Source organism: Bradyrhizobium sp. AZCC 1678 (genome assembly GCF_036924765.1).
Classification (GTDB): domain Bacteria; phylum Pseudomonadota; class Alphaproteobacteria; order Rhizobiales; family Xanthobacteraceae; genus Bradyrhizobium; species Bradyrhizobium algeriense.
Genome location: NZ_JAZHSE010000001.1, coordinates 1,071,679 through 1,085,039 on the forward strand (window position 1 = coordinate 1,071,679; position 13,361 = coordinate 1,085,039).

12 protein-coding genes are annotated in these 13,361 nt (G+C 62.7%); 6 read left to right on the forward strand and 6 right to left on the reverse strand.

Features of this window, described 5'->3' with window-relative positions; genetic code table 11:
* The first annotated feature begins 87 nt into the window (after window positions 1–87).
* From V1294_RS05095 to fahA, 5 genes are all read left to right on the forward strand, one after another.
* Complete coding sequence (locus V1294_RS05095) at window positions 88–1,701, forward strand: FAD-dependent oxidoreductase (protein WP_334495542.1); 1,614 nt, start codon at window positions 88–90, stop codon at window positions 1,699–1,701.
* Window positions 1,702–1,710: 9 nt separating this feature from the next.
* Window positions 1,711–1,941, forward strand: coding sequence for a DUF2783 domain-containing protein (locus V1294_RS05100; RefSeq protein ID WP_334488341.1), 231 nt, complete (start codon window positions 1,711–1,713; stop codon window positions 1,939–1,941).
* 33 nt (window positions 1,942–1,974) lie between these two features.
* A complete protein-coding gene (locus V1294_RS05105; protein ID WP_334495544.1) occupies window positions 1,975–2,931 on the forward strand; it encodes an MBL fold metallo-hydrolase in 957 nt (318 codons plus the stop codon).
* 2 nt (window positions 2,932–2,933) lie between these two features.
* Window positions 2,934–4,280 carry a homogentisate 1,2-dioxygenase gene (hmgA, locus tag V1294_RS05110; protein WP_334495546.1) on the forward strand — a complete coding sequence of 449 codons (1,347 nt, stop codon included), beginning with the start codon at window positions 2,934–2,936 and terminating at the stop codon, window positions 4,278–4,280.
* 200 nt (window positions 4,281–4,480) lie between these two features.
* Complete coding sequence (gene fahA / locus V1294_RS05115; RefSeq protein WP_334495548.1) at window positions 4,481–5,752, forward strand: fumarylacetoacetase; 1,272 nt, start codon at window positions 4,481–4,483, stop codon at window positions 5,750–5,752.
* Between the two features lie 146 nt (window positions 5,753–5,898).
* Here fahA and V1294_RS05120 read toward each other — a convergent pair whose 3' ends face one another.
* Window positions 5,899–6,210 carry a DUF1272 domain-containing protein gene (locus tag V1294_RS05120; protein ID WP_334495551.1) on the reverse strand — a complete coding sequence of 104 codons (312 nt, stop codon included), beginning with the start codon at window positions 6,208–6,210 and terminating at the stop codon, window positions 5,899–5,901.
* Window positions 6,211–6,294: 84 nt separating this feature from the next.
* On the reverse strand, window positions 6,295–6,762 hold the full coding sequence (locus tag V1294_RS05125) for an Lrp/AsnC family transcriptional regulator (RefSeq protein ID WP_334495553.1): 468 nt from the start codon (window positions 6,760–6,762) through the stop codon (window positions 6,295–6,297).
* A gap of 122 nt (window positions 6,763–6,884) precedes the next feature.
* On the opposite strand from V1294_RS05125, the gene hppD reads away from it, so the two are divergent.
* Entirely contained in the window at window positions 6,885–8,003 is a 1,119-nt protein-coding gene (hppD, locus tag V1294_RS05130) for a 4-hydroxyphenylpyruvate dioxygenase (RefSeq protein ID WP_334495555.1), read from the forward strand.
* 103 nt (window positions 8,004–8,106) lie between these two features.
* Here the strand turns inward: hppD and V1294_RS05135 are convergent, their stop codons facing one another.
* The 4 genes from V1294_RS05135 to V1294_RS05150 all read right to left on the reverse strand — a co-directional run bounded on the left by V1294_RS05135 (window position 8,107) and on the right by V1294_RS05150 (window position 13,113).
* Entirely contained in the window at window positions 8,107–9,219 is a 1,113-nt protein-coding gene (locus V1294_RS05135; RefSeq protein ID WP_334495557.1) for a CaiB/BaiF CoA transferase family protein, read from the reverse strand.
* Window positions 9,220–9,380: 161 nt separating this feature from the next.
* The gene (locus tag V1294_RS05140; protein ID WP_334495559.1) at window positions 9,381–10,181 is read right to left on the reverse strand and encodes an FAD binding domain-containing protein; all 801 of its coding nucleotides are present in this window, start codon (window positions 10,179–10,181) and stop codon (window positions 9,381–9,383) included.
* Window positions 10,182–10,195: 14 nt separating this feature from the next.
* Complete coding sequence (locus V1294_RS05145; RefSeq protein WP_334495561.1) at window positions 10,196–12,541, reverse strand: xanthine dehydrogenase family protein molybdopterin-binding subunit; 2,346 nt, start codon at window positions 12,539–12,541, stop codon at window positions 10,196–10,198.
* 86 nt (window positions 12,542–12,627) lie between these two features.
* Window positions 12,628–13,113, reverse strand: coding sequence for a (2Fe-2S)-binding protein (locus tag V1294_RS05150; RefSeq protein ID WP_334488368.1), 486 nt, complete (start codon window positions 13,111–13,113; stop codon window positions 12,628–12,630).
* Window positions 13,114–13,361: the final 248 nt, after the last annotated feature.

Genomic DNA, 13,361 nt, shown 5'->3' on the forward strand with positions numbered 1-13,361 from the left:
GACCCGGCTCGGGGTTTAAAGATAGTTGCAGGTGCGACTAATTTAACAGGATCGCACGCCCTTGGCTAGTCAGGGGATTGAGCCCGCATGGCGCAGACTAATACCCAGTTCGGCTATCGCCGCCACCCCGATCAGGACCGGGCGGGGCCAAATCCGGCCGAACACGCCGTCGTCGTGGTCGGTGCGGGTCCCGTGGGGCTGTCGCTGGCGATCGATCTGGCGCAGCGCGGGCAATCCGTCGTGCTGCTCGACGATGCCGATCGGATCGGCGAGGGCTCTCGGGCGATTTGCTTCTCAAAACGCTCGCTCGAATTCTGGGACCGGCTCGGCATCGGCCAGCGCATGGTCGACAAGGGCGTGGTGTGGAGCGTCGGCAAGATCTTTCACGGTGAGCAGTTGCTCTACCAGTTCAATCTGCTGCCCGAGCAGGGGCACAAGCGGCCGGCTTTTATCAACCTGCAGCAATTCTATGCCGAGGCCTATCTGGTCGACCGCGTCGGCGAGCTTCCAGCAATCGACCTGCGCTGGCGCAACAAGGTGACGGGGCTCGAGCCGCGCAACGACTACGTGGCTTTGACGATCCAGACGCCTGATGGTCCGTATCGGCTGAATGCGCAGTATGTCATCGCCTGCGACGGCGCGCGCTCGTCGCTGCGACAGATGGTGGGTGCGGAATTTGAGGGCCAGGTGTTCGAGGACCAGTTCCTGATCGCCGACGTCAAGATGACAGCCGCGTTTCCGACCGAGCGCTGGTTCTGGTTTGATCCGCCGTTCCATGCCGGGCGCTCCGCGCTGTTGCACAAGCAGCCCGACGACATCTGGCGGATTGATCTGCAGCTCAATCGTTTTGCCGAGCCCGCTGTCGAAAAACTGCCGGAGAATGTGCGGCCGCGCATCGCGCGCATGCTTGGGCACGACAAGTTCGATTTCGAATGGATCTCGCTGTACAAATTCCAGTGCCGGCGGATGAACAAGTTCATCCATGGCCGGGTGATTTTTGCCGGCGATGCCGCGCACCAGGTCTCGCCGTTCGGCGCCCGCGGCGCCAATTCGGGCCTCGAAGACGCCGAAAATATTGCGTGGAAGCTCGATCGCGTGCTGCGGGGAACATCGCCCGAGGCGCTGCTCGAGAGCTATCACACCGAGCGCAGCGCTGCCGCCGACGAGAACATCCGCGAGTCCACGCGCTCGACCGACTTCATGGCGCCGGTGACAGCGCAGGAGGCGCGGCTGCGCAAGGCGGTGCTGTCGCTCGCCAAGGAAACCGAATTCGGCAAGCGCATGGTGAACGGGGGGCGTCTCTCGACGCCCTCGATCTACGCGACACCGCTCTCGACCGCCGACGGCGATTCCTGGCGCGGCGGCCCGCAACCCGGGGCCTCGATGCAGGATGCGCCGGTCGCCGCCGCAAACGGTGAGCCGATGTTCCTGACGGATGCCTTCATCAAGAGTGGAACGCGGTTCACACTGCTGGAGTTTGGCAATGGTGCGGCTGCGGAAGTACCGGAAGGGGTGGGCGTCATCCGCATTGGCGGCGATGGCGGCTTGACCGATGCCGCGGGCCTTGCTGCGGCGCGTTACGATGCCGAATCGGGCTCTGCCTATTTGCTGCGGCCTGATGGCTACGTTGCGGCGCGTTTCCGCAAGCCGTCACGATCGGCAGTCGATGCGGCGCTGTCGCGCGCGTCCGGCCTGAACTGAGGTTTTGTCATGGCGCTGTCGACCAGTTCGAATTTTGCCAAGCCTGACGACGCATTTCGCGCCGTCGTCGAGGCGCATCGCGGACTGAGCGAGGCGCAAAGCGCCGATCTCGACGCGGCGCTGGTTCTGGTGCTGGCCAACCACATCGGCGACCTCGATGTGCTGAACGAGGCCATCGCCCTTGCCAAGCGGCGGATGCTCGATGCGAGCCAGCAACAGCAGCAACAACAGCAGCAATAATTCACATCTCGAACGAAGTCAGGAATCGAATTGATGGCCAAAGGTTTCGCGTCCACCACGGATCTCGCCGAGAAGAAGATCACCTTCTCCGAAATCGGCACTGATCTTTACGCGTTCACCGCCGAGGGCGATCCGAACTCGGCGATCATCGTCGGCGACGACGGTTGCCTGGTGTTCGACGCGCAGTCGACGCCGGCTATGGCAAATAAAGTGATCGAGCGAGTGCGTACCGTCACCGACAAGCCGATCAAGTACGTCGTGCTGTCGCATTACCACGCGGTGCGCGTGCTCGGCGCTTCCGCCTACAAGGCGCAGGGCATCGTGGCTTCGGCGGAAACCCATCGGCTGATCGAGGAGCGCGGCCAGCAGGATTGGGATTCCGAATATGGCCGATTTCCCCGCCTGTTCCAGGATGCGCAGAGCATCCCCGGCCTGACCTGGCCGACGCTGACTTTTGAAGGCGAGATGTCGATCTATCTGGGCAAACGCGAGGTGCGTTTGATGCAGCTCGGCGCGGGGCATACCTCGGGCGACATCGTGGCCTGGGTGCCGGATGCCGAAGTGATGTTCTCGGGTGACCTCATTGAATACCACTCGGCCTGTTATTGCGGCGACGCGCATTTGCGCGAATGGCCGGCCACGCTGAATGAAATTCGCGCCTTCAATCCGAAGGCGATCGCGCCGGGCCGTGGCGATGCGCTGAAAGGTCTTTCGACCGGTCGCGACGCGATTGCGATGACGCGGGATTTTGTCACCTCGCTCTACGGCGCAGCAGAAAGCTCGGTCGCCAAGGGCCGCACGCTGAAGGAGACCATGGCCGCGACCCGCGAGGTGATGGACCCGAAATTCTCCAGCTTCGCCATTTACGAGCACTGCCTGCCGTTCAACGTCTCGCGCGCGTTCGACGAAGCATCGGGGATCGACGATCCCGTGATCTGGACCGACAAGCGCGACCAGGAAATGTGGACCGCCCTGCAAGGAGGAGGATGACCATGAATATCAACACCTCGCCTGATCAGATGGTTCGAGGCACCGGGCAATTGACGCCGGGCTACATGTCCGGCTTCGGCAACAGTTTTGAGACCGAGGCGTTGTCCGGCGCACTGCCGATGGGGCGCAACTCGCCGCAGCGCTGCGCCTACGGGCTCTATGCCGAGCAGCTTTCCGGCTCGCCGTTCACAGCGCCGCGCGGCAGCAATGAGCGCTCATGGCTTTATCGGATTCGCCCGTCGGTGAAGCATTCAGGGCGCTTTGCCAGAGCCGATGCCGGGCTGTGGCGCACCGCGCCGTGTCACGAATATGAACTGCCGATCGCACAGCTGCGCTGGGACCCGGCGCCGATCCCAGAGGAGGACATGACCTTCCTGCAGGGCGTGCAGACCATGACCACGGCGGGCGATGCCAACACCCAGGCCGGCATGGCGGCGCATGTCTATCTCATCACGAAGTCGATGGTCGATCAGCACTTCTACAATGCCGACGGCGAGATGATGTTCGTGGCCCAGCAGGGCAATCTGCGTCTTGTCACCGAATTCGGCCGTATCGACATTGAACCCGGCGAGATCGCGGTGATCCCGCGCGGCGTGAAATTCCGCGTCGAGATTCCGTCAGGGCCCGCGCGTGGCTATCTCTGCGAGAATTATGGCGGCGCCTTCACGCTGCCCGAACGGGGGCCGATCGGCGCCAACTGCCTCGCCAATTCGCGCGACTTCCTCACGCCCGTAGCGGCTTACGAGGACAAGGACACGCCGACCGAACTCTACGTGAAATGGGGCGGCTCGCTGTTCAAGACGACCTTGCCGCATTCGCCGATCGACGTGGTGGCGTGGCACGGCAATTACGCGCCCTACAAATACGATCTGCGCACGTTCTCGCCGGTCGGCGCCATCGGCTTCGACCATCCCGATCCCTCGATCTTCACGGTGCTGACCTCGCCGTCGGAGACCGCGGGTACCGCCAACATCGACTTCGTGATTTTCCCGGAACGCTGGGCGGTCGCCGAAAACACGTTCCGTCCGCCCTGGTATCACATGAACATCATGTCGGAGTTCATGGGGCTGATCTACGGCGTCTACGACGCCAAGCCGGAAGGTTTTGTCCCCGGCGGGATCTCGCTGCACAACATGATGCTGCCGCATGGCCCGGATCGCCAGGCGTTCGATCACGCCAGCAACGGCGAGTTGAAGCCGGTGAAGCTGACCGGCACCATGGCCTTCATGTTCGAGACGCGTTTTCCGCAACGTGTGACGGCGCACGCAGCGAAGTCGGCGACCTTGCAGGGTGACTACGCCGATTGCTGGAAGGGCTTGGAGAAGCGGTTCGACCCGAACAAGCCGTGACCATCTTACCCTCCCCTGGAGGGGGAGGGTCGACGCTCATGAAATGAGCGGCGGGGTGGGGTGACGGTCTCTCCGCATCGAACAGTGCCCGAGTCGAGAGATCACCCCACCCCGTCTCATATTTCGCTGCGCTCAATATGGGCCGACCCTCCCCCTCCAGGGGAGGGTGAAAAAAGCGTCGCCGCACTCACGAGGAAACCATGCCCCATCCCAACGATCCCTCTCTCCGCTCCTTCATCGACGTCGACGCCACGTCTAATTTCCCGATCCAGAATCTCCCCTACGGTGTATTCTCCGCCAAGGACGGGCTCGCCCCGCGCATAGGCGTCGCGATCGGCGATTACGTGCTCGATCTCTGGCAGCTCGCGCAGGACTGCCGCTTCGATGTCGTCGAGCCGGCGGTGTTCGCAGCACCTCAACTCAATCCGTTCATGGCGCTGGGACCAAAAGTCTGGTCGAACACGCGCGCGCGGATCAGCGAGCTTCTGCGGCAGGATCATCCGGAACTGCGCGACAATGAGAGCTTGCGCAAGCGCGCGCTGGTGCCGATGGCTGACGTCAAGCTGCACATGCCGTTCGCCGTCTCCGGCTATACCGATTTCTATTCGTCCAGGGAGCACGCCACCAATGTCGGCGTGATGTTCCGCGGCAAGGACAACGCGCTGCAGCCGAACTGGCTGCACATGCCGATCGGCTACAACGGCCGTGCTTCCACCGTCGTCGTCAGCGGCACGCCGGTGCGCCGTCCGCGCGGACAGTTGAAGCCGCCGAGCGCCGAGGTCCCGAGTTTCGGGCCATGCAAGCGGCTCGATTTCGAACTGGAAATGGGCGTGATCGTCGGCCAGCCGTCGGTGATGGGCGAGATGCTCACGGAGAAGCAGGCCGAGGAAATGATCTTTGGCTTCGTGATCCTGAACGACTGGAGCGCGCGCGATATCCAGCAATGGGAGTATGTGCCGCTCGGGCCATTCCAGGCCAAGGTGTTTGGGACCTCGATCAGCCCGTGGGTAGTGACGCGCGAGGCGCTGGAGCCATTTCGATTGCATGGGCCTGTGCAGGATCCAAAACCGCTGCCGTATCTTCAGCAGGTGCAGCCGAACAATTACGACATGGCGCTCGAGGTCGGCTTGCGTGCCGCGCCGATGAACGAGGCCCAAAACATCAGCCGCACCAATTTCAAATACATGTACTGGTCGTCGGTGCAGCAGCTCGTGCACCATGCTTCAAGCGGCTGCGCCATGAATGTCGGCGATCTCTTAGGGAGCGGCACCATCTCGGGTCCGGAAAAGGATCAGCGCGGCAGCCTGCTTGAAATAAGCTGGAACGGCACCGAACCGGTGGAGTTGGCCGCGGGCGTGAAACGGACGTTCCTGGAGGACGGGGATTCGCTCGTGATGCGCGGCTGGTGCCAGGGCGACGGCTACCGCGTCGGATTTGGCGAGGTCGAGGGGACGATTTTGGCGGCGGAGTGACTCTCTGTCTCTCCGTCATCGCGAGATGCCGTAGGGTGGGCAAAGGAGCGAAGCGACGTGCCCACCATCCATCAGCCACCCAGCTGCGAGATGGTGGGCACGCTTCGCTTTGCCCACCCTACGGCATCTCGCAATGACGCGAGGCTTCACCGCTCCTGCGGCGGAATGTCCTTGAGCCGCGCCGAATGAGCGGCGACATCTTCCACGCTGTGCTTCAAGTGCACCCGCTTATCCGATGGCAACTGCTTCGTCACGCACACGCCGGGCCGCCGCTCGGTGGCGGGCCGGATTGGCCGCGGCACAAAACCGCCGCCGCAGTTCGGGCAGACATTATGCAGCTTGTTGTCCACGCAATCCGCGCAGAACGTGCATTCATAGGAACAGATCAGCGCGTCCGTCGCGCTTGGCGGCAGGTCCTTGTCGCAATATTCGCAGTTCGGGCGGAGTTGCAGCGCCATCGTCGCCTCGCGGTGTGATTCCGGGCGATCATCGCAAATCGGCTGGAAAACGCGAATGACAAATTTCCCTCGAATTGGGCCACGTCAGGATTTCAGCGGCAACCTCGCGCTCTCCTTCAGCCGGTCCAGCACGATCGAGGAGCGCACATGGGCCACGCTCTGGTGCGGCATCAGCACGTCGTTGACGAGGCCGGAGAGGTCGTTCAGGTCGCGCAGCACGATCTTCAGCACGTAATCGGCATCGCCGGTCAGCGAGTATGCTTCCTGGATGTCGTCGACACGGTTGACGAGCGCGCGGAATTTCTTGGCGTTGTCGGGCGAATGCGTCGCCAGCGTAATGTGGACGAAGGCGATCAGGTTGAAGCCGAGGGCTTCGCCGGCGAGGTCGGCGTGGTAGCCCGCGATCACCCTCTCTTCCTCCAGCCGCATCCGCCGCCGCGAGCACTGCGAGGCCGACAGGCCGACGAGGTCGGCGAGTTGCTGGTTGGTCAGCCGGCCGTCGTCCTGCAGGGCGGCGAGCATTTTGAGGTCGAAGGCGTCTACGGAGATCATGCGGAAATTGCCGTTTCTATGCACGATATGTGCGCGATTATAGATAACTACACCGCCATTTGCACGCACTTTGCGCCCGTTTCGATCGATATTGATCCAGATCAATTTTCGGGAGATTCTCTATGGGTCCGTTTCCGCATGACGCGCCGGCTGCCACCATCAGCGCCGACAATCCGATGGGCACCGATGGGTTTGAGTTCGTCGAATACGCCCACCCGAAGCCCGAGGAGCTGCACGCGCTGTTCGCGCTGATGGGTTATGCGCCGGTCGCCCGCCACAAGACCAAGAAGATCACGGTGTATCGCCAGGGCGACATCAATTACCTCGTCAACGAGGAGCCCGGCACCCACGGCTATGGCTTCGTCGCCGCGCATGGGCCCTGCGCGCCGTCGATGGCGTTTCGCGTGGTTGATGCGACGCTGGCCTATCAGCGGGCGCTTTCGCTCGGTGCGGAGGCCGCTGATGTTTCTTCCGCGCAGAAGACGCTCGATGTTCCCGCCATCAAGGGCATCGGCGGCAGCGTGCTTTATTTCGTCGATCGCTACGGCGCCAAGGGCTCAGCCTACGACATCGAGTTCGAATGGCTTGGCGCGAAGGACCCGCGTCCCGCGGGCGCCGGGCTCTATTACATCGATCACCTCACCCACAACGTCCATCGCGGCCGCATGGATGTGTGGACCGGCTTCTATGAGACGCTGTTCAACTTCCGCCAGATCCGGTTCTTCGACATCGAGGGCCGTGCGTCGGGCCTATTCTCGCGTGCCCTGACCAGCCCGGACGGCAAGATCCGAATCCCGATCAACGAGGACGCAGGTGACTCTGGCCAGATAGAGGAATATCTCAACATCTATCGCGGCGAGGGCATTCAGCACATCGCCTGCGGCGCGCGGGATATCTACGCTACCGTCGAGACGCTGCGCGAGGCAGGATTGCCATTCATGCCATCGCCGCCCGATACCTACTTTGAGAAGATCGACGCGCGGCTGCCGCGGCATGGCGAGGACGTCGCCCGTCTGCAGCGCGACGGCATTCTCATTGACGGCGAGGGCGTCGTCGATGGCGGCCAGACAAAAGTGCTGCTGCAGATCTTTTCGGCGAACGCGATCGGGCCGATCTTCTTCGAGTTCATCCAGCGCAAGGGCGATGACGGGTTCGGCGAGGGTAATTTCAAGGCGCTGTTCGAATCGATCGAGGAAGATCAGATTCGAAGAGGGGTGTTGAAGGTGGGGAACGCGGCGTAGCTCTCAAACGTCGTCGTCATTCCGGGGCGATGCGAAGCATCGAACCCGGAATCTCGAGATTCCGGGACTGGTCCTTCGGACCATCCCGGAATGACGGTGAGTATTACCTTCCCGCCTTCCACGCGCTCGTCAGTTCGCCGATATCCGCCGTCACCGGCTCGCGGATCGCCGACGGCGTCCGTGAGAAACGCGGCGCGGGCGCGGGTTGGGTCACGCCATGGCGCTCGACGAACACCTTGCGCGCCGCCATGTGCGGGTGCTTCGGCGCTTCCGCCATGGTCAGGATCGGTGCGAAGCAGATGTCGGTGCCTTCCATGATCTTGCACCAGTCCTCGCGGGTCTTGCTCTTGAACACCTTTGTCAGCTTGTCCTTCAGCGCCGGCCAGGCCTTGCGGTCCATCTGCGCGTCGAAATCGGCGTCGGTCAGGCCGGCATGTTTGCGCAGCAGCGCGTAGAATTGTGGTTCGATCGAGCCGATCGAGATGAAGTTGCCGCAGGAGCATTCATAGACGCCATAGAAATGCGCACCGCCATCGAGAAAGTTCTGGTCGCGGCCCTCGGTCCAGCGCCCCATCGCGCTCATGTCGAAGAACATCGACATCAGCGATGCCGCGCCGTCGCACATCGCGGTGTCCACTACCTGGCCCTTGCCCGACTTCGAGGCTTCAAGCATGGCGGCAAGCACGCCGACCACGAGGTAGAGCGCTCCACCGCCGAAATCGCCGACGAGGTTGAGCGGCGGCACCGGCTTTTCCTTCGTCCCGATCGCCGCAAGCGCGCCGGTGATCGAGATGTAGTTGATGTCGTGACCGGCGGCGTTAGCAAGCGGGCCTTCCTGGCCCCAACCGGTCATGCGGCCATAGACCAGCTTTGGATTGCGCGCGAGCACGACGTCCGGGCCGAGGCCGAGACGTTCCATCACGCCGGGGCGGAAACCTTCGATCAGTGCGTCCGCACCGGCAAGCAGGTCGAGGACCTGCGCGATGGCAGCTTTATCCTTCAGATCAAGCTCGATGACCTTGCGGCCGCGTACCGCGACGGCCTTCAGGTTCTTGCCGGCGCCGACGCGGTCAAGCGTAACGACCTCTGCGCCCATATCCGCCAGGAGCATGCAGGCGAACGGGCCCGGGCCGATGCCGGCGAATTCGACGATGCGGAAACCGGCGAGCGGGCCGGAGGTGCGGGTAGCGGATTGGGCGGCTGGTTTGTCGAGCACTTGTTTTCTCTCCCAACAGAAGCGTCTTAATTAGTTGATTAGCTAAATTGTCCTGCCGAAGCGAGAGCGTGGCAAGCATCTTTTGCCGAGAATCGTATCAAAATGCGAAAGCGGCGCGCATTGCTGCGCGCCGCTCGCATGAAAGTTGTGTTCAGGCGCTGCTAGCCCGCGGCGGTCACCGCGCGCTGCGCCATGACCTTGATCAGGTTGGCGCGATAGTCCGATGTTCCGTGAATATCGCTCATCAAGCCATCGGCGGAAATCTTGACGCCGTCGATCGCGCCTGCCGACCAGTTCGCCTTCAGCGCCGCCTCGATCGCGGACACCCGCATTACGCCGTTTTGCGATGCGCCCGTGGCTGCGACGCGGACGTCACCTCCCGGGGTTTTGGCGACGAACACGCCGGTCAGGGCGAAGCGCGACGCCGGGTGGTTGAACTTGGCGTAGCCCGCTTTGGCCTGAACCGGGAACGACACGGCGGTGATGATTTCGCCGTCGTCGAGCGCCGTGGTGAACAGGCCCTTGAAGAAATCATCCGCCGATATCGAACGCTTGTTGGTCTTCACGGTGGCGCCGAGCGCCAGCACCGCCGCCGGATAGTCGGCCGCGGGATCGTTGTTGGCGAGCGAGCCGCCGATGGTGCCGCGATGCCGCACGGCCGGATCGCCGATCAGCGTGGCAAGGTAGGCCAGCGCCGGGATCGCCTTTTGCACCGTCTCGCTCGAGGCCACGTCGTGATGGGTCGTCGCCGCCTTGATCATGATTCCGTCACCGGTTGGCTCGATGCCAACCAGTTCCTTGATCTTGCAGAGATCGATGACATCGGATGGCGAGGCCAGCCGCTGTTTCATGACCGGGATCAGCGTATGGCCGCCGGCCAGGTACTTCGAGTCCGAACCCTTGGCGAACAGGCTTGCCGCTTCGTCGACGGAGGAGGGGCGGTGATAGGTTGTCTGGTACATGACTTTGCTCCCTCTTATGCGTTGCCGTGAATGGCGTGCCACACCCGATCAGGCGTCGCCGGCATTTCCAGTTCGTTGTTGCCGATCGCATCCGTGATGGCGTTGATCACGGCAGCCGAAGCGCCGATCGCGCCGGCTTCGCCGCAGCCCTTGACGCCGAGCGGATTGCCCGGACACAGCGTGGTCGTGTGCGACAGCTTGAACGACGGCAGATCGTCCGCGCGCGGCATGGTGTAATCCATGAACGACGCGGTCACGAGCTGGCCGGAAGCGTCATACACCACGCCCTCCAGCAACGCCTGGCCGATGCCCTGGGCAAGGCCGCCATGGACCTGGCCTTCGACGATCATCGGGTTGATCAGGCGACCGAAATCGTCCGCCGCCACGAAGTTGACGAAGGAAGTCTTGCCGGTGGCGGCATCGACTTCCATTTCGCAGATATAGGCGCCGGCCGGGAAGGTGAAGTTGGTCGGGTCGTAGAACGCGCCTTCCTTCAGGCCCGGCTCCATGCCGTCAGGCAAATTGTGCGCGGTGTAGGCGGCGAGCGCGACCATCGGCAGCGCGATCGACTTGTCGGTGCCGGTGACCTTGAACTCGCCGTTCTCGATGACGATGTCGTTTTCGGATGCCTCGAGCTGATGGGCTGCGATCTTCTTGGCCTTGGCTTCGACCTTTTCCATCGCCTTCAGGATCGCGGTGAGACCGACAGCCGCCGAGCGCGAACCGTAGGTGCCCATGCCGAACTGCACTTTATCAGTGTCGCCATGGACGATCTGCACTTGGCTGATCGGAATGCCGAGGCGCTCTGCCACCAGCTGGCAGAAGCTCGTCTCATGACCCTGGCCGTGGCTGTGCGATCCCGTCAGGACTTCGATGGTGCCGACCGGATTGACGCGCACTTCCGCCGATTCCCACAGGCCCACGCCGGCGCCGAGACTACCGACGGCTTTGGACGGCGCGATGCCGCAGGCCTCGATGTAGCAGGAAACGCCGATGCCGCGGAGTTTGCCCTCGGACTTGGCTTTCGCCTTGCGCGCCGGGAAGCCCGCGTAATCGATCGCCTTCATCGCCGCATCGAGCGAGGCATTAAAGTCGCCGATGTCGTAGGCCATGATAACAGGCGTCTGGTGCGGGAATTGCGTGATGAAGTTCTTGCGGCGCAACTCGGCCGGATCGACTTTCAACTGTCGCGCCGCCGTCTCCATCAGCCGTTCCACCACAAAACTTGCTTCGGGACGGCCTGCGCCGCGATAGGCGTCGACCGGCACCGTGTTGGTATAGACGCTGATCACTTCGGCGAAGATGTTGGGGATGTTGTACTGGCCCGACAGCAGCGTCGCATAGAGATAGGTCGGCACCGAGGAGGAGAACAGCGACATGTAGCCGCCGAGATTGGCGTAGGTTTTTACGCGCAGGCCGGTGACCTTGTTGTCCTTGTCTAACGCCATCTCCGCCTTGGTGAGGTGGTCGCGGCCATGGGCGTCGGTCAAAAAGGCTTCGGTGCGGTCGCCGGTCCACTTCACGGGACGGCCGACCTTCTTGGAGGCCCACAGTGCCACCATTTCCTCAGGGTAAATGAAGATTTTCGAGCCGAAGCCGCCGCCGACGTCGGGCGCCACCACCCGCAGCTTGTGCTCCTGCGCGATGTTGTAGAACGCCGACAGCACGAGGCGGGCGACATGCGGATTCTGCGAGGTCGTGTAGAGCGTGAAATGCTCTTCCGGCTCGTTATATTCGGCGATCGCCGCGCGCGGCTCCATGGCGTTCGGCACCAGCCGGTTGTTGGTGATGTCGAGTGACACGACATTGGCCGCCGACTTGAACGCGGCATCGGTCGCGCCTTCATCGCCGATGACCCAGTCATAGATCACGTTGCCCGGCGCTTCCGGGTGCAACTGCGGTGCGCCCGGCGCGATCGCGGCGCGAATGTCCGGAACGGCGGGCAGCTCTTCGTAATTGACGACCACGGCCTCGGCCGCGTCCTTGGCCTGGTTCTTGGTCTCGGCGACCACGACCGCGACCGCCTGGCCGACAAAGCGCACAGTCTCCGGCGCCATCGCCGGCCATGCGCCCATCTTCATGCCGGTGCCGTCCTTGGAGGTAATGGCCCAGCCGCAGATCAGATTGCCGATCTTGTCGTCCACGAGTTGCTGGCCGGTCAGGACACCGACCACACCCGGCATATTCATCGCCGCCGACGTGTCGATGCTCTTGATCCTGGCATGCGCATGTGGGCTGCGGACGAAGTGTGCGTGGGTCATCCCCACCAGCTTGATATCGTCGACGTAGCGGCCCTTGCCGGTAATGAAACGGCGGTCTTCCTTGCGCACCACGCTTGCGCCAATGCCTTCAACGCCCATGTCCTGTCCTCCCAACCGGAGTTATTGTTCCCGCCATTTCCTTCGAAACGCGGTGTTGAATTCGAAAAATTGCTGGCCGGCGGCTTCTATTCCGCCGCCTGCGCGACCTTCATGCGCCCGGCCGCATCGAGCACCGCCTTGACGATGTTGTGGTAGCCGGTGCAGCGGCAGATGTTGCCTTCCAGCTCGTGCCGGACGGTCGCCTCGTCGAGCTTGCCGCTGTGGCGGTGCACAATATCGATCGCCGACATGATCATGCCCGGGGTGCAGTAACCACACTGCAGGCCGTGATTGTCGCGGAACGCCGCCTGCATCGGGTGCAGTTCGTCGCCTTTGGCGATGCCCTCGATGGTGGTGACGTTCGAACCCGCCGCCTGGCCGGCCAGCACGGTGCAGGATTTTACCGCCCGGCCGTCGATGTGGACGACGCAGGCGCCGCACTGGCTGGTGTCGCAGCCGACATGGGTGCCGGTCAGGTTCAAATTGTCGCGCAGGAGATGGACGAGAAGGGTCCGGTCCTCGACCTCGGCCGAGACGGCTTTGCCGTTTACCGTCAGTTTGACTGTCGACACGCGTGGTACCTCCCGATGTTTTATAATTATTCCAATTAGAAACACGGGAGAGGGAACTTGCAACTAGGATTTTGATGGGGCCCGTCATTGTGATGACATTCGCGTAGCGTGCGCGGAGGACTCTCAAGCAGAGTCTTTTTTACCGTCCCCTGGAGGGGTCCGAGACGAGCAAAGCTCGCTCGTGGGTCGGCACGCATCGTCAGATGCGTGACGGGGTGGGGTGATCTCTCAACTCGGGCACTGTTCGC